The organism is Pseudoalteromonas sp. 1_2015MBL_MicDiv, from assembly GCF_002407505.1.
Taxonomy (GTDB): domain Bacteria; phylum Pseudomonadota; class Gammaproteobacteria; order Enterobacterales; family Alteromonadaceae; genus Pseudoalteromonas; species Pseudoalteromonas fuliginea.
Map to the genome: position 1 here is coordinate 1,832,027 of NZ_CP012737.1, position 18,798 is coordinate 1,850,824.

Annotated in this window: 12 protein-coding genes; all 12 read left to right on the forward strand. The window is 39.7% G+C overall.

The features are described from left to right. Positions 1-8 precede the first annotated feature (8 nt). The gene (locus tag AOR04_RS08325; protein ID WP_007583100.1) at positions 9-1,091 is read left to right on the forward strand and encodes a glycoside hydrolase family 117 protein; all 1,083 of its coding nucleotides are present in this window, start codon (positions 9-11) and stop codon (positions 1,089-1,091) included. Positions 1,092-1,103: 12 nt separating this feature from the next. Beyond that, entirely contained in the window at positions 1,104-2,159 is a 1,056-nt protein-coding gene (locus tag AOR04_RS08330) for a UDP-glucose--hexose-1-phosphate uridylyltransferase (protein WP_007376628.1), read from the forward strand. Continuing rightward, complete coding sequence (galK, locus tag AOR04_RS08335; RefSeq protein WP_096793021.1) at positions 2,156-3,310, forward strand: galactokinase; 1,155 nt, start codon at positions 2,156-2,158, stop codon at positions 3,308-3,310. The genes AOR04_RS08330 and galK overlap by 4 nt, the downstream gene beginning before the upstream one ends. A gap of 10 nt (positions 3,311-3,320) precedes the next feature. Continuing rightward, positions 3,321-4,349: a UDP-glucose 4-epimerase GalE gene (galE, locus tag AOR04_RS08340; protein WP_096793022.1), complete on the forward strand. Its 1,029-nt coding sequence runs from the start codon at positions 3,321-3,323 to the stop codon at positions 4,347-4,349. 68 nt (positions 4,350-4,417) lie between these two features. Beyond that, positions 4,418-6,757: an alkaline phosphatase D family protein gene (locus AOR04_RS08345; RefSeq protein WP_096793023.1), complete on the forward strand. Its 2,340-nt coding sequence runs from the start codon at positions 4,418-4,420 to the stop codon at positions 6,755-6,757. Between the two features lie 213 nt (positions 6,758-6,970). After that, positions 6,971-10,444: a TonB-dependent receptor gene (locus AOR04_RS08350; RefSeq protein ID WP_096793024.1), complete on the forward strand. Its 3,474-nt coding sequence runs from the start codon at positions 6,971-6,973 to the stop codon at positions 10,442-10,444. A 148-nt stretch (positions 10,445-10,592) separates the two neighbouring features. Next, complete coding sequence (locus tag AOR04_RS08355; protein ID WP_033039547.1) at positions 10,593-11,867, forward strand: family 16 glycosylhydrolase; 1,275 nt, start codon at positions 10,593-10,595, stop codon at positions 11,865-11,867. 4 nt (positions 11,868-11,871) lie between these two features. Further along, positions 11,872-13,557 carry a sodium:solute symporter family protein gene (locus AOR04_RS08360; RefSeq protein ID WP_096793025.1) on the forward strand — a complete coding sequence of 562 codons (1,686 nt, stop codon included), beginning with the start codon at positions 11,872-11,874 and terminating at the stop codon, positions 13,555-13,557. Continuing rightward, the gene (locus AOR04_RS08365; protein WP_096793026.1) at positions 13,547-14,761 is read left to right on the forward strand and encodes a glycoside hydrolase family 117 protein; all 1,215 of its coding nucleotides are present in this window, start codon (positions 13,547-13,549) and stop codon (positions 14,759-14,761) included. Before AOR04_RS08360 ends, AOR04_RS08365 begins: the two co-directional genes overlap by 11 nt. Further along, positions 14,754-17,039 carry an FAD-dependent oxidoreductase gene (locus AOR04_RS08370; protein ID WP_096793027.1) on the forward strand — a complete coding sequence of 762 codons (2,286 nt, stop codon included), beginning with the start codon at positions 14,754-14,756 and terminating at the stop codon, positions 17,037-17,039. Before AOR04_RS08365 ends, AOR04_RS08370 begins: the two co-directional genes overlap by 8 nt. Positions 17,040-17,053: 14 nt before the next feature. Next, positions 17,054-18,202, forward strand: a complete 1,149-nt coding sequence (locus tag AOR04_RS08375; RefSeq protein ID WP_096793028.1) for a lactonase family protein — start codon at positions 17,054-17,056, stop codon at positions 18,200-18,202. Between the two features lie 9 nt (positions 18,203-18,211). Then, a complete protein-coding gene (locus tag AOR04_RS08380; RefSeq protein WP_096793029.1) occupies positions 18,212-18,796 on the forward strand; it encodes an RNA polymerase sigma factor in 585 nt (194 codons plus the stop codon). Positions 18,797-18,798: the final 2 nt, after the last annotated feature.

The following is an 18,798-nucleotide window of genomic DNA, read 5'->3' on the forward strand; positions in this document are numbered from 1 at the left end:
GAATTAACATGTCTGATAAAAAATTAAGTTTAGCAAGTAAGCGTGCAATAGAGCGTGGCTACGATAAATATGGCCCGCAGTGGCTGACAGAATTTGATGTGGAACCGTTGCTGGGTGATTTTGCCTATGAAGAAGGAGTTATACGTCGCGATCCTTCATCTGTTTTATACATTGATGGTGTTTATCATTGTTGGTACACCAAAGGTGAGGGGGAAACAGTTGGTTTTAATGCACAAGACTCAAGTGCAAAAGTGTTTCCTTGGGATTTAACGCAAGTTTGGCATGCAACGTCAAAAGACAGCATAACGTGGCAAGAACAAGGGGTCGCTGTGAGTCGAGGCGACGCTGGTAACTATGACGATCGCGCTATTTTTACCCCTGAAGTATTTGCGCATCAAGGTAAGTATTACTTGGTGTATCAAACGGTACAAACACCGTACACCAATCGCCAATATGAGCATATTGCTATAGCGCATTGCGATACCCCTTTTGGTCCTTGGATTAAATCACCTGAACCTATTGTTAGCCCAAGTAAAGATGGTCAATGGCACGGTGATGAAGATAATCGCTTTGCAGTAACAGCTAAAGGTAGTTTTGATAGCCATAAAGTACACGATCCGTGTTTGGTGTTTTTTAATAACAAATTTTACTTGTATTACAAAGGTGAGACCCAAGGTGAGGGAATGAACTTTGGTGGTCGTGAAATCAAACACGGTGTTGCTATTGCTGATGATGTATTAGGGCCTTATGTTAAATCGCCTTACAACCCTATTTCTAATAGCGGTCATGAGGTCGTTGTTTGGAATTACAAAGGTGGTATTGCTAGTTTGCTAACAACCGATGGCCCTGAAAAAAATACTATTCAATTTGCTCAGGACGGTATTAATTTTGAAATTATGGCGCATATAAAAGGCGGTCCAGAAGCAATTGGCTTATATAGACCTGCACAAGGGTTTGATCAAAACACAGCGCCAGGCATTAGTTGGGGCTTGTGCCATAAATACGATGCCAGTTGGAACTGGAACTATATTTGTCGTTTTACTCCTCGTAAGCAAGTGCTCGACGCCGGTACCTTTCAAAACAGTAACTAGGGAAAGTAAACAATGAGTGAGCAACAAAATCAATTTGACCCGACAGAGCATCCACATCGGCGTTTAAACCCATTATTAAATGAATATGTGTTGGTGTCGCCACACAGGGCTAAACGCCCATGGCAAGGTCAAGAAGAAAGTGTAGATATTGAGGTTAAACCAGAATACGACGAAAGCTGCTTTTTATGTAAAGGCAATACGCGTATCAACGGCGAAGTAAATCCAGATTACAAAAACACCTTTGTGTTTACTAATGACTTTGCCGCCTTGCGTGAAGGTGTGCCTGATGTGGAGCAAACCGATCCCCTATTTAGCATGCATACAGAGCGTGGCACTGCGCGTGTTATTTGTTTTTCGCCTAATCATGCAAAAACACTACCAGAGCTCAGTGTTTCGCAAATTACAAATGTAGTAAGCACATGGCAAGAGCAATGCCAAGAGTTATCAAAAACTTACAACTGGGTTCAGGTGTTTGAAAATAAAGGCGCTGTAATGGGATGCTCTAACCCGCATCCACATGGTCAAATTTGGGCACAAAATAAATTACCGAGTTTGGTTGCACGTAAACATACAAACCTTAGTAACTATTATAAACAGTATGGCAGTAGTTTATTGCTCGATTACGCAAAACGTGAGATGGAATTAAATGAACGCGTAGTATGTGTAAACGATGATTGGCTTGTGGTTGTCCCTTATTGGGCTGCATGGCCATTTGAAACACTGCTATTACCTCGGTTTGCGGTTACTCAAATGATAGAGCTGACAGACACTCAACAAAGTACTCTAGCTGAAATTATTAAAAATATAACGACTCGTTACGATAACTTATTTCAGTGCTCGTTCCCTTACTCTATGGGCTGGCATGGCGCGCCTTATGATGGTCAAAGCCACTTATTTTGGCAATTACATGCGCAGTTTTTACCGCCATTACTACGATCAGCCAGTGTGAAAAAATTTATGGTTGGTTACGAAATGATGGCCGAAGCACAGCGTGATATAACACCCGAGCAAGCTGCCACTATTTTGAAGAAACAATCACTAACGCATTATAAAGAGAACACTAAATGAATGTTGAACAAAGCGCACGGTTAGCTTTTTTAAACCACTTTGGACGCGATGCCGACTTTGTTGTCAAAGCCCCTGGGCGTGTTAATTTAATTGGTGAGCACACCGATTACAATGACGGTTTTGTACTGCCTTGTGCCATTGAATACGCTACTTACATTGCAGTGTCACCTCGAACTGACGATGTAGTAAATGTACTTGCACTTGATTGCGATAACCAAACCGACAACTTTTTAGTAAATAAACCGCTTAATAGCCACAGTACGCAAACGTGGAGTAATTATGTTCGCGGCGTAGTTGATGAACTGCAAAAACGAAATCATCAACTCAGTGGCTGCGACATATGCATCACATGTAATGTCCCGCAAGGAGCTGGTCTTAGCTCATCGGCTGCACTTGAGGTAGGTATTGCTTATGCGTTTAATCATTTATGTGAATTGTTTATTGAACGTAAAGAGATTGCGAAAATAGCACAAGCAGCAGAGAACAACTTTGTAGGGTGTAACTGTGGAATTATGGATCAGCTTATATCGGCGTGTGGTACACAAGGTAAAGCACTAGGGATAGATTGCCGCTCACTTGATTTAGTGGAAGTGAGCATTGACCCTGCTATGACCATTTTAATGATTAATTCCAACGTTAAACGCGGCTTACTCGATAGCGAGTATAACCTTCGACGCGAGCAATGCTATAGCGGCGCTAAAGCTTTTTCGAAGTCAAGTTTACGTGAGGTGAGTATTGAGGAGTATGAATCGCAAAAACATATGCTAAATAAAGACGTTGCTAAACGTGTAGAGCACATTGTTTATGAAAACCTCCGCACCCTTGAAGCTATGCAGGCTTTTACTCATAACGACATAACGAAACTTAGTACATTAATGGCTCAAAGCCATGGCTCTATGCGTGATTTATTTGAAATAACTACACCGCAAATAGACACATTGGTGGATATTATTAGCCAAGTAATACAAAACAATGGTGGTGTAAGAATGACTGGTGGAGGCTTTGGCGGGTGTGTCGTCGCGTTTGTACCCAATATACTGGTAAAAGATGTTATTTCTGCTGTTGAGTCGCAATACGAGCGTTTAACAGGCTTGAAAGAGTCTATTTATACCAGCTTACCGTCTGCTGGTGTATCACTCATAAGAGCGTGAGGAAAATTCAATGAAAAAAGTACTGGTTACGGGAGGCGCAGGCTATATAGGTAGCCACACTGTTTTAAGCTTATTAAAAGATGGCTATAACGTTGTTGTGATTGACGATTTAAGTAACTCGAGTCGTGAATCGTTAACTCGTGTTGAAGCTTTAGCGCAACGTAAAGTTGAATTTATTCATGCCAGTTTACTTGATTACGATAAGTTATGCGCCGCATTTACAACGCATCAGTTTGATTCGGTCATTCATTTTGCAGGTTTAAAGGCGGTGGGGGAGTCAATAGAAAAACCGTTGGAATATTACTACACCAATCTGGTCTCTACGTTAAACCTATGTCAGTGCATGCTCAAATTTAGCGTGAATAAATTAGTATTCAGCTCATCAGCCACCGTTTATGGGCAAGGCGCATCAGTACCTTACACCGAAGATTTACCGCTTGGTCGCGCGGCTAGCCCGTATGGGCAAACAAAGGTAATGATTGAGCAAATACTACAAGAAATAGTAGCGTCAAATACTGGTTTGCAAGTAGCAAGCTTACGCTACTTTAACCCTATTGGCGCAGATATTAGCGGCCAAATAGGGGAAGATCCATTAGGTATTCCTAACAATTTAATGCCCTTTATTGCTCAGGTAGCGGTAGGTAAACGTGACAAATTAGCTATTTTTGGAGGCGATTACCCTACTGAAGACGGTACATGTGAGCGGGACTATATACACGTTAGTGATTTAGCCAAGGGTCATATTAAAGCTCTTAAATGGCTTGGCGAGCAACACCATAGCTTATATGAAGCATTTAACTTAGGCACTGGCACTCCTTATTCTGTGCTTGGTATCGTAAAAGCATTTATTGAGTATACCGGAGTTGATATTAACTTTGACATTGTAAAGCGCCGCGATGGCGACTTAGCTGCTTTTTGGGCCGATTCATCTAAAGCCAAGGCTATTTTAGGCTGGCAATGTAAATACACCCTTGCAGACATGATGAAAGACACGTGGCGCTGGCAAAGCAATAACCCTAATGGCTACCCAAATGTATAACCTCCTTATGTAAAAACACTGTCTACACAAGGCGTCCTAATTCACACACAATAATAAAGGTGATTAAAATGAAACGCAGAAGTTTTTTAAAGCTCAGCGCCGGCCTACTAAGTTCAAGTATGCTCGGTGGTTGCAGCGGTTTATTTGCATCATACCGAGGTGACTTAACCTCAACTGCACCATTAGATAATACGAATTTAAGCAAGCAAGTGTGGCTCGGTAAGCATTTTTGGGGGAACAGACTCCAAGACTGGCAACGCATAGGTAATGAGCTTTTATGTACTCGAGAAGAAAAAGATTTTGAAGCGCGTACCGTATCGTTACTCACCAGGCAGCTTAATAGCTCTTTACAAAGTGGGCGTATAAAAGCCACCGTACGCAATTTAACGCCGAACGAAAAAGGCTTTTGTGGATTTTTATTAGGGATTGGTAAAGGTGAGCTAACAGCTAAAGGTGCTGCTTTAGCGCAGCGAGCTGGTGGCGAAAATGGCGGAATAATTGCGGCCTTTGACAGTTTAGGTAAATTATCATTTAGACAGTTTGATGATGAAAGCAAAGCCCTTGATTTTACTATTATTAATCGTACTCCATTTAATATACAACAATATAAAAGCGGCGATAAAATAACACTCGATTGCCATTTAGACCCAATAGATGCAAACCATTTTGATATTCGTCTTGTGGCAAGTAACACAAATACTGCCCAGGAGTTAGGATTTGCAGTACTTCACAAAGTCCCCGCAGATCAACTGCAAGGAGGTATTTCGTTATTAAGCTCCTCAGAGCCTTTTGTAGCAGGTGCTCGTTGGGGGTTTAGTGATATTGAAACCGGTGGAGGTAAAATAACTCTAAATAATGCCAATACCTTAGGCCCCGTTATGGGGTGTATGTATAGCGTTAATCAGCAGGTACTCAAGTTATCTTGTCAGTTAATGCCTATTAATATTAAAGAATTTTCACGCGTAGAGCTGCAATATAAGTTTGAAAACCAATCCGATTGGCAGCATGCAGGCACAGCAAAAATTGAAGATGGTTTTGTAGTAAGGTTTAGATTAAGTAATTGGGATTATTTAAAACAAGCTCAATACAGAATTGTTAACCCACAAAAGCCTGATGACACTTTATATTCTGGAACTATTGCTAAGGACCCACAAAGTAGTAAAGAATTTACGATTGCATTGTACTCTTGTATTATTCCTACTTCTAAAAGCTTAGACAACACACATTACACATGCCTTATTAGTAGCGAGCGCGATTTAGGACGTTACACCAAAGACAATATTTTATTTCCTCACACTGAACTTGTAGAAAATGCTAATTACCATAACCCTGATATGTATGTCTTTTGTGGCGATCAGTACTACGAAACATACCCGACTCGCTATGGTCGCCACACCAAAGATGCCAAACTAGATACCTTATATAAATGGTACTTATGGTACTGGGCGTTTGCCGATAGTATGAAAGATAAGCCTACACTTGTTTTAGTTGATGACCATGATGTGCTGCAAGGTAATTTGTGGGGCGATGGTGGCGATCACTCCGATATGCTAAAAGAAGAAGATGGCGGTTATAAGTGGGACAAAGACCTTGTTAGAATGATCTACCGTATGCAAAATGGGCATAATCCGGACCCTTACGATCCCACACCGATAAAATATGATATTCCGGTTAGTTATGCTGCATTTGAATATGGCGGAATTAGCTTTGCGATGGTTGAGGATCGTAAATTTAAAACGCCACCTGACTACAAAGCTAATAAGCTTGCCACAACGGGTGAGTTATTAGGTAAGCGCCAAGAAGCCTTTTTAAAAGACTGGCAAACTATGCACCCGGGTAAACCTAAAATATGTATTACAGCTTCCATGTGGGGGTCGCCTCAAACCGATGAAAATGGCAAAGCATTAATAGATTACGATGCAAATGGCTACCCGGCTGATGGGCGTACACGCGCAGTAAAACTAGTAAGTGACGCTAACGCATTAGTAATTGCGGGAGATCAACACCTCGGATTGCTTGCCTATCAAGGAATCAATACTTTTGATGATGGTAGCTTGTTTTTTGCAGGCCCAGCTAGCGCAGCATTTTGGCAGCGATGGTTTGAACCCCACGCACCTTTACCAAATCAGCGAAACAACGACAAAAACACCGGTGATTTTACAGACACGTTTGGCAATAAAATGCGAGTTCTAGCGGCAGCTAACCCAAAAGTTACGCATAAAGTTTTTGCTAAACAAAATACAACGTGGGGTAAGTTTTTAGCTGACAGAAACTTAAAAAGTGAAGGTTATGGGATTATTAAAATAAACCATGCAAAAAAATATTATCAATTAGAGTGCTGGGAGTGGAATACAGATCCATCAACAGAAAAGCAGTTTACTGGTTGGCCGTATATAAAAGAATTTTGATTAGGCTAGAACTATTGACAGATAAACTCTGTGTAAATATTTACTTTAACACTGTTACTTAAGAGCAATTTAATGCTTACGCATTAAGTTGCTTTTTTATAATTAAACAATTATTGTTAACAAAATACAGTTGATAATTGTTTGGTTATTATATTATTGTTTACAAAAGATTAACCTGCCAACATAATAAAACCTTAGAAAGGGAACACACACATGACAATCATCAACAAAGCGTTCAAATTGAGCGCGATTACGGCCGCAGTACTTGCAACACAATTGGTGTATGCCAAGCAAGACAAAAGCACACAAGAAAAAACGAAAGTAGAAGCCGATATTGAAATAATTGAAGTAAGCGGTTTAGCGGCGAGTCTTAAAAAATCCATTAATGATAAGCGTTTTGCTGAAAACGTTGTTGACTCCATAAACGCTGAAGACATTGGTAAGTCCACTGATCAAAACATCGCTGATGCGCTTTCACGCGTAACAGGGGTATCTGTACAAACTGTTGATGGTGAAGGCGCACGGGTAACTGTTCGTGGCGCTAATTCACAACAAAACAATATTAGTATGAATGGGGTGCAATTGGGCTCAACTGGCTATAGCCAAGGTGTCGATTTATCACAGTATTCTTCAGATATCTTATCTAAGATAGAGGTTGTAAAAACCCCAAGTGCAGATCATGAAGAAGGTGCGTTGGGCGCAAATATTAACCTTAGTACAACCAAGCCACTTGATTTAAATTATGAAATAAATACGGTAACACTTGAAGGCCGTTATAACGATCTGTCTGAAGAAGATAACTACAAAGTATCAGGTACTTTTTCAAGAAAGTTTTTTGATGATACGTTTGGTGTGGTGGTTACCGCAGTTAAAGAAACAAATACTTATCGTAAAGACCAATTTTCAGCAACGGAGTGGTATGCATTAGAGTCGCCTCTAGCTACAGATACAAACGGTAATATTGTTGAAAACGTTGTCGGTATAGCCCCTCGTAATGTTCAGTATCAATATCATGAAAGTGAAAATGATAGAACTAATTTTAATATTGGTTTGCAATGGATAGCATCAGAGAATACTGAATTTAATTTTAATGCTATTTTGGGTAAGCAAGATATAAATAACTCAATGCATGGTATTAACACGCGCTCGTCTCAATATGGAAATTTAATTGAAGGTGTTGACCCTGGCTTGGGCGGTACAGGCCCTGCATTATTTACAGATCCCGAAGCAAGTTGGCGAACTATTGATCTTGAAACGAATACGTTTACAAAATTTGTAAACCGTTTTAGTAATGGTGGACTTGTGCAATCTGAAGGCGATTTTGAAAATAAAAATCAGATCCTGTCATTAGATATGAATCATAGTTTTACCGATTCATTTGCGATGAAAGCAGGTGTTGGCTATTCAAAAACACAGCAAATACCTAATAACTCAGTTTACGTTGCATTACAAAACTTTGGAAATATTAATGCGTGGATAATCAATAATGTACCGCCAGAAGATATAGAGCCTGTTGGTTATGATTGTACTAGCAGCTCTGTGTGTACGCTAGTTGCGGGTCAGGGTTTAATTGATTATGGCCCTAATGACAATTTTGGTGATCCGCTGAATGTGTGGGATAACTATAGTACAACAGGTTTTAATCCTGATGAACTAAGGGCTCAACATCTTTCATATATGAGCCGTTCATTAAATGAAGTTGAAGATACCCAAAAATCATTATTTGTAGATTTTGATTACGCTCTTAATTTCGATAATTTTAGATCGATTGAGTTTGGTGCTAAATGGTCAAACCGTACAAAATACGTTGATGCGCAAATTGGTACATTCAGCTCAGTGGGTGAGGGCGTTGTGGTAACAAACCCTTACACTGGTAACCCGGCTGTATTGGGCAGTGGATTGCGCGATATTTCTGGCGATTTGATAACTGATGGCGAAGAGTTTCCAGTTGATGACTTTATGGCTGGTCTTGGTTATGCTCGTGATAGCATTACAGATGGTTGGAACCGTTTTTCAGCATTTAAAGCATTTGAAGTTGCCCAAGGTAGTACCGAAGTTGCTTTTAATACGGATGATTCGAATACACGCAATACTGAACTAGACAACTTAGCATTTTACACTAAGTTAAACTTTGAATTGATGGATGGTAAGATTTCAGGTGATTTTGGCGTTCGTTATGTTAAAACCACAGTAGAGGTTCAAGGTGCATCAGGAGTACAGTTTGCATTTGACCCATCTAACGCAGCTCGTTTAATGGACCCATTTAAACTGGCAGAGCTACGCGATACTAGTTTACCTGAATGTGCACCAATTTTATTCTATGGTACTGATTATAATGCAGAAACACGTTGGTCTCGTGTAGACGGTTTGGGCTACGACACAAATGCTACAAAAGACTTAAGAGATGATACTGCGTTAGCTGACCAAGGTGCATGTCACGATCCTAATGCTGTACGTGGGAATCCAAATGAATCTGAGTGGTGGTTATGGCGCCATTCTGATGTATCAACAGAAAAAAATTATGTTTATGGCGAACGCAAGTTTGATGATAATGGCAACTTATTACCAACTGAGGATCGAAGCCTTCGTTCATTCAGTGTGACAGATGAGCATGACTATGATTTATTCTTGCCAAGTTTAAATATTAATTATTTGTATGATGAAGATACCATAATCCGTTTTGCGGCCTCAAAAACAATGGCTCGCCCTCAAATAGACTCGTTGCGCCCAGGCTTCAAGGTAAGAGAAACACAGTGGGGTGGTGAAAATCGTAATAATACTATCACGCTCACTAACCCTAAACTTGATCCATTAGAATCAATTAATTTAGATATTTCTTATGAGTGGTACTTTAATGAGTCTGGTCTGTTAGCTGCAACTTTGTTTTACAAAGATATGACTAACTTTGAAGAGTCAGAAACTATTGTGACTTATATGGATGATTTACGTGGTATAGGTTTAACTGAAGGTGAAACTTACGACCCGAATGATCTTGTACTTATTTCAGGACAAGACAGCCTTGAAGGATGTATGCCTAGACGTTTTCAAGGCAGTACAGACTACCAAGAAGAATGGCTATATTCTGATGATTTAGAACAGTTGTGTGCCAAGTTCAATACTACGCGTATTAAAAACGGTAAAGGCGCGTCGATCAAAGGTCTAGAGCTACAATACATGCAAACTTACGACAATTTGCCTGGTATTTGGTCTGGCTTGGGACTACAAGCTAACTACACATATCAAGATAGTGAGTATGACCAAGAAGTATCATCAATTGATAGCAATGTTAAGCTACCATCGCTTGCTGTTGCTTATACACCAGAGCATAGCTACAACCTGACAGGTTTTTGGGAAAAGGACGGTCATCAACTTCGTCTATCATACCAAGGTACAACTGATCAGTTAGTACAACGCTCTTGGGAAAATGGTTCTTTGTGGGAAGAGGGACGCCAGACGCTTGATTTTTCAGCAAGCTATAAAGTAAATGATAAAATGACGGTTTCACTGCAAGTAGCAAACTTAACGGATGAGGGCGTACGCCAGTACTTTACTAGTCGCTTCTTATCCGCTGGTGGTCAGACTTTCTCTGAAGGGAGTCCACTTGAAGGCGAAGCAACCAAGTCGCGTACGGTTTATCAATACCATACTGGCCGAACACTTAGACTTAATGCCCGTATTAATTTCTAAAACGATAAGATAATGAAAAAGCCCGCAGTATTACTGCGGGCTTTTTTATTTTTTAATAAAAATAGTGTCATTTTGATTTCTCAAGACAATACCTAGCATGAAATAAAACTTATAACTCGTTAGATAAAACAACAAGAAAGGGTAAAACATGTTTAAAGTATTTTCTAAATGTACGCTGGCAACAATAGTTGTCACATCGTTTTTTGCTGGTGCTGATCAACCACGCGAACTTGACTCCTCAACATGGCAATTACAGTGGAATGATGAGTTTAATTATGCAAATGCTGAATTAGATAAAAACTGGGTTTCTCAAAATGGGCCGACAGAAAACCCATGGGTATTAAGTAGTCGCTGGCGCGATAATGCACAAGTTAAAGACGGAATACTGCACTTATTAGCAAAGAAAGAACCTCGAGGTGGCCAAGACTGGACGACAGGTAATATTTGGTCAAAACGCTCATTTCATTATGGCTATTTTGAAGCTCGCTTTAAATATGCTGGTGCCTATGGCACGAATAACTCATTTTGGTTTTGGCCAAAACAAGGGGTTAAAGATGGCTTAAAGGCATGCGAGATTGATATTAATGAAGGGCATTTCCCTAATATAATTAATACCAACGTACATAACTGGACTGATACTTATACACTACCAAATGGCCGTGTTACTCACAGTGATAACCAGTTACACCACACTTTAATCGGCAAGCCTGATCACACTGTTGAGTTTAACAAGCCAGTTAAAACTAAAAAAATACGATTAACATCGACTAATCCTACGTCTCTTCATATTTCTGAATTTAGAGTCTTTGCGCCTAGCGCTCAATACCCTGATGCATTTGACGAAGAAAAAATAAAGAATATAAGCAATTTAGCGCAAGCTGATGATGTTTCTATAAAAACGAATGGGTTATTTAATAAGTTAATATCAGAAGAGTCTTTTGCTATTGATGGTAATCCGCAAACACGCTGGGTGTCAGAAAAGCATGGTGAAAAGTTTTTAGAACTCAGTTGGGATAAGTCGCATGAAATTGGCGCTATTCAATTTATAAATGGTTGGTTGCAAGAGCATGGTGTTGATAAAGGTGCTTATCGAAACCTAATTTCCGATTACAACATCGAGTATCACGATGGAGAAAATTGGCAAAAAATCACCTCATATAATGCCGCTAACGTTGCTGATTTTTCAAAAGAGTTTCATACCTATGGGCTTGAATGGGATAAAGATTACTTTAATTTTTATTTTGACGGTGAACTCTATTACACCATGAGAAATGATGTCTGCTTTAGTGAAACAACGATGTTATTTAGTTTAGCTATTTTAAAAGCGGCGATTGCAGGTCCTGTAAGTGATGATATTGATGGTACCAGCATGGCGATAGATTGGGTTAGGTACTACACCCGAAAAGAAAATAGCGAGGACTAAGGCTATGCATATTATTGATATAAGTGTAGTCGTTATATTTTCTTTATTGATCATTGGGTGTGGTTTAAGTTTTTCTGCTGCTGGAAAGAATATGAAAAGCTTTTTCTCTGCGGGAGGTGCGCTACCTTGGTGGATGAGCGGGTTGTCACTGTTTATGAGTTTCTTCTCGGCAGGTACATTTGTTGTATGGGGAGCTATTGCATATAAGCATGGCTGGGTGGCGATTACTATTCAATGGACAATGTGTTTAGCAGGGGTGTTGATTGCTTTATTTATTGCGCCTAAATGGCAGAAAACCGGTGTATTAACCGCAGCCGAATTTATTAAGCAGCGCCTTGGCTTAAATGTACAAAGAACTTATACCTATATTTTTCTCTTAATTGCGAGCTTTTCGACTGGTGCTTTTTTATATCCAGTGGCAAAAATAGTTGAAGTCGCTACGGGTTTATCTCTTGAATATACCGTCATTATTTTAGGACTATTGATCTTAGCCTATACCGCTGTTGGCGGTTTATGGGCGGTGATAATTACCGACATTTTGCAATTTGTGGTGCTCACTGCAGCAGTATTAATTGTGGTACCGCTATCATTTGAGGCGATTGGCGGCATTGAGAACTTTATCGACAAAGCACCTGATGATTTTTTTAACTTAGTAAATGATGAGTATTCATGGGAGTTTATCTTTGCCTTTGGGCTCTATAACTTATTTTTTATTGCTGGTAACTGGTCTTATATTCAACGCTTCACCAGTGTGAAAACACCAAAGGATGCAAAAAAGGTTGGGGGACTATTTGCGATTCTTTATCTTATTTGCCCAGTAGTTTGGATGTTAGCCCCGATGATTTACCGAACGATGAACCCCAGTCTAGTTGGGTTGGAAAGTGAAGGAGCTTATTTGCAAATGTGCAAAGAAGTATTGCCAGTAGGGATGCTTGGATTAATGCTAGCAGGAATGGTATTTGCGACATCAAGCTCAATTAACACGTCTTTAAACATCGCCGCAGGTGTTATCAGTAATGACATATATAAAAATATAAAACCAGATGCTTCCCAAGCTACGCTAGTTAAGGTCGGTCGAATTGCAACTGACGTACTCGGTCTAATTACGATTATTGTTGCGTTACTAATTCCCTTACTTGGTGGTGTAGTTGAAGTGGTAATGACCATGGCTGCGCTCACTGGTGGACCGTTGTTTTTACCACCCATTTGGTTGCTTTTTTCTCGTTATCAAACTGGGAAAACGATTTTAATAACCACTATTTTTAGTTTACTGGTGAATGCTTTTTTTAAGTTTGTGAGTCCTTGGTTATTTGATTTTAGCTTAGATAGAGCGCAGGAGATGATGATGGGGGTGTTATTTCCTGTATTGATGCTAACTGTATTTGAGTTGTACTTAAGAGCACACAGAAAAACACCTGCGTGTTATGAAAACTACTTAGTCGAATTAAGCCAAATTAAACCGACGGCCGAATTAATAACACCAGGGAAAAGTGCGGATAACAATCATGGTATTCGAGTTTTAGGGTTTGGTATTCTCTCTACTGGCGCGATTATGCTTTCGTTGGCCGCAATTGCAACCACCGGAAAAATCGAAATAACAGTAATAAGCAGTGGCATTTTTATATTAGGGGGTGTTTTAGTTTTTAAGTTTAGAAGTAAGGCAGTAAAGGGACTTATCAATGAGCAATAGCAATAACAAATTAAAGCAGCAAAGTTACCCATGGGATATTCCAGCTAAAAAACCAGCACGAGAATTGAGTGCTGCAATGTCGAGGTTGTATGACAACTATTTAACCCCTCGTCCGGAAGACAATCCTTTATTTACTAGTTTTAAGTACACTGAGCTCACTGGGTTTAGCTATCATAATAATGATGGGACTATTTCAAGACGCGACCCATCTAAAATTATAAAAGTTGATGGTCTTTATTATGTTTGGTACACAAAACGGTGCACTCAATTCCCACCAAAAGGGGCGCAGCACTGTAACGAGTTGACTCCCTCCACTGATTGGGATTTATCCGAAATTGGCTATGCCATTAGTATTAATGGATTTGACTGGGTTGAACAAGGTATCGCCGTCACCAGGCCCAAGCACCCGCAGTTAGGTTGGCGCTCGGTTAGTACACCAGATATCTTGATTTATGATAATAAATATTATCTTTATTATCAAGCCTTTAATGAAGCTAGCGGTAAGAAAGGTGATCATTGTCCGGTAACACTATCAGTTGCCGATACGCCAGATGGACCGTGGTTGCCACATGGTGAGGTTATTATTGAAAATGGTGAGCCGGGAAGTTGGGATCAATTCTCGATTCATGACCCTTATTTATTAATTTATAACGGAAAAATACATTTATACTATAAAGCCGCCTACGGAGATAGACCCGATTACTTAGTGGGTAATGGCTTGGCAACCGCGAATAATCCTTTTGGGCCTTTTGAAAAACACCCTCTGAACCCTATTTTAAACTCAGGCCACGAAACTACTTATTTTCCGTTTAAATCAGGAATAGCTGCTTTTACTATCAGAAATGGCAATGAAAGTAACACCATTCAATATTCACCTGATGGGGTGAACTTTTCGATTGCCGCAGTGACCTCCCTCATGCCAATTGCAGCAGGTCCTTATGTTGCCAATGCATTTGACTGTGCAAGCAAAGCAAACGGGATTGAGTGGGGCTTGTGCCACTTTTCAGACAAACAAGCGCGCAATAAACACAGTTTTTTAGCCAGATTTGATTGTAGTTTAATGGTAAATGAGCTTGAAAAAGAATTAAAAGTCACGGATGTACCTCACCAGCCTAGTGTTTATTTTGCGCAGTCATTAAGCCCAGAATTAAAAAATAAACGCTCATATCAAAAACAAGAAAAAGAGATCAAGAGTTATGATTAAGCAAAACTTTAATGAAGCTGCACGCGAAAATAAGAAACAACAATTAAATACTCAGTTTGTGGTTGCCGGTGGTGGCTTAGCAGGTACATGTGCAGCAATCAGTGCGGCGCGAGCGGGTAGCAAGGTTGTGTTAATTCAAGATCGTCCCGTACTCGGTGGTAATGCGTCAAGTGAAGTAAGATTATGGGCGTTGGGGGCAACATCGCATATGGGCAACAATAATCGCTGGTCACGTGAGGGTGGGGTTATTGATGAGATCATGCTGGATAATCTTAAGTTAAACAGACATGGTAACCCATTAATTTTCGATACCATTTTGCTCGACAAAGTAATTGCCGAAAAAAATATTACCTTGTTGTTAAATACCTCTGTGTTTGATGTAAATAAACAGCACAGCACTAAGATTGCCAGTGTAGAGGCATTTTGCAGTCAAAATTCTACTCATTACATTATTAGTGCGCCGTTATTTTGTGATGCGACCGGTGATGGCCTTGTTGCGTTTAATGCTGGAGCGGGGTTCAGAATTGGTGCTGAATCAAAAGCAGAGTTTGGTGAGCTGTTAGCATCTGATGAAGAGAACATGGAGTTACTTGGCCATACATTATTTTTCTACAGTAAAAAAATGGATCAGCCTATTAGTTACAAAGCCCCTGATTTTGCTTACTCGTATGAACAAATAGAGGCGATACCTCGCTGTAAAGATATTGCCGGAAGTGACTCTGGCTGTAAGTTTTGGTGGATAGAATTTGGCGGAATACGCGATACTATTTATGAAACGGAGGATATTAAATGGGAGCTTTGGAAACTCGTTTACGGAATTTGGGACTACATAAAAAATAGCGGCAGGTTTGATGATGTCGAAAATCTAACTTTAGAATGGGTAGGCACAATTCCTGGCAAACGCGAAAGCAGGCGCTTTGAAGGGGAATATATGATAAAACAGCAAGATATTATTGAGCAAACCCAGTTCAATGATGCTGTATCTTTTGGTGGATGGGCGATTGATATTCACCCCGCTGAAGGCATATACAGCGAACGACCTCCTTGCTCTCAATATCATTCAAAAGGGGTTTACCAAATACCGTACCGCTGCTTTGTTAGCCGTGATATAGAAAATTTATATTATGCAGGACGAATAATCAGCGCAACACATATGGCGTTTGGTTCAACACGAGTTATGATCACCTGCGCACACGGCGGACAAGCGGTGGGGGCAGCTGCTGCTATGTGTAATAAACTCAATATCACACACAAAGAGCTATTACAGCCAGAACACATAGCACAGTTACAGCAAAACCTGAATCTAAATGGCCAAAGTATCCCTGGGATCCGTTTAGATAAGCACAATAATTTAGCAGCCCAAGCCTCTATTACTGCATCGAGTGAATTAGTGTTCAATGGTTTTCAACCTAGCGGCAGTAGAATGCAATTAGATTCATCGTGTGCACAGTTGGTTGCTTTTGCAAAAGGCCAAGGACCAACAATTAGCATAACGGTTTTTGCTCATAAAGAGACAGAGTTAACGTGCCAATTACGCACTAGTATCAAGCATGAAAACTATACGCCAGATGTTATAAATAAAACTATCAGTTTGTCTGTCACGGCGGGCGAAAGTACACTCGAATTTGATTTTAGCGATTGCAGCTTAGAGATGCAGTACGGGTTCATTTGTTTTTTACAAAACAGTGATATAGAGCTTGCTACCACAGAGCAGCTCATTACGGGCACTATGGTTGTGTTCAATAAAGTTCATAAAGCGGTATCAAATAAAGGCAAACAAACAGTGCCTGAAAATAGTGGTCTTGAAGAGTTTGAATTTTGGACACCAGCGCGGCGGCCAAACGGTCAAAATTTGGCAATCGGTATATCTCCCGCCATTCATAATCACCAAGCGACGCAGATAATTAACGGCTTTGTGAGGCCTTGGCTACAAACGAATGCATGGGTTGCTGACTTAGCAGATCCATCGCCAACCCTAAGGTTAGCATGGCCAGAAAAAGTAACGATGAGGCAAATAGTTCTTTATTTTGATAGTGACTTTGACCATGCGTTAGAAACCGTATTAATGGAGCATAACGAAGACCAGGTACCTTATTGTGTGCAAACCTATACAATTAAAACAGATTCTGGTGAGGTAATTGCACACGTTACGGGTAATTATCAAAGTATTAATAAAATCGATTTAGTAGAGCCTATAACAACGCAACAATTGATTCTAGAATTCGCTCATCCATCTAAAAATGTGCCTGCAGCACTGTTTGAAATTCAAATTAAGTAAAGGGAATTGAATAAATGAGTTTATGGCTAACAGGATTACATATACGACTTGAAAAGTGCGCTCAGCTGTTTGTTTTTATATCCTTTATTTTTTGCCTTGGTGGTTGTCAAAGTATCAGCGATGAACAATCTCGACTTAATTATTTTTTAGTCGGCAGCTACACAAATGAGCCTGATCAGGGCGTTTATTTAGTTTCTTATAACGAAAGTGATGATCTATTAATTAACGAACGCGTCGTTGTATCGACAACCGATCCAAGCTATCTAAATTGGCAACCGACAATAAACAAATTGTATAGCATTGGCAGAGGGCTTGATAAAAAATCTGTTATTAACGTGTATGACTGGAAAAGTAACGCGTTTACAAAGCTTAAAACGTACCCGATTGAAGGAAAAGGGCTATGTCATATTAATATTTCGGATGATCGCCAGCAGTTAGCTGTTGTAAATTACACGACAGGTAATAGTGAACTGTTTAATATTAATAAGGCAGGATTATTAGTATCACGGGGTCAATTTACTAATACAGGAAGTAGTATTACGCCCAGACAACGAAGTGCTCATTTACATTTTTCGGGGTGGGATAAGCAAAGTCGCTATCTGTATTTGACGGATTTAGGTACAGACGAGATTATTGTTTTTGATAGCTTAAAAAGTGATTTTACGCCAGTACACCGCATTGAATTAACGCCGGGGGATGGGCCTCGCCATCTTGCTTTTCATCCGGCTAAAAAGTTAGTGTTTAGCTTAAATGAATTGAGTAACAGTATTAGTATCTTCAAAATATTACAAAATGGTGCGTTATTACACGTTTCAAAAACAAATATAATGCCCGCAAAAGTTGGCGATCAACAAAACCTTGCATCGGCAATTCGTATTTCTGAGGATGGTCGTCATGTTTATGTTGCTGTGCGCGGTGAGAATGCAATTTATGGTTATCAATTAATGGCAGAAACCCGACTACAATTAATTAATAAAGTCTCAAGTGGCGGTTTACATCCTCGTGATTTTAATTTTTCAAAATCACAAAAGCAGCTATTAGTGGCTAATCAATATAGTAATAATGTTGTGATTATTAAGCGTGATTTAGCATCTGGGAAGTTATTTACGACTCAAAGTCAATTGCAAATTGACGCACCATCTTACGTCAGTTATTTCAATTAGGACTTTGATTTGAAAGAAAATATAATATCGTTAGATGGTAAAAGTGATGGTTTTATAATTGACGATATATTACAAGGCAATGTTGCTGCATATTCTCTGTTAGTTGAGCGTTATCAGTCTGCTGTGAGGGCCTTTTTAGTTATTCGACTAAATACCCCTCACGAAGCAGAAGATTTAGCACAAGAGACCTTTATTATTGCTTTTAAAAAAATCGCTGAGTTTAACAGTGAAAGTTCCTTTTTAGCTTGGTTGAGGGGGATTGCTGCTTATTTATTAAAAAACCATCAACGTAAACACCGAGCCGTGGCATTAGGCAGCGCTGATGAGTTAGAGCACTTAATAAATCAACACATTGATGAAAATATCCATGAAGGGGCCGAGCTTGATATGTTTGATAATTTAACTATTTGCCTTGAAAAATTAACCGAGAAAATGCGCAATTTATTAACTGAACATTACACATTAGGTGTTTCATTGGCTGAGCTATGTCGAAAATATGAAGATAAACATTCTACTATGACTATGCGCTTATTTAGAATTCGTCAATCATTGAAAACATGTATTGATAAAAGAATACAGCAGCAGCAACGATGAGC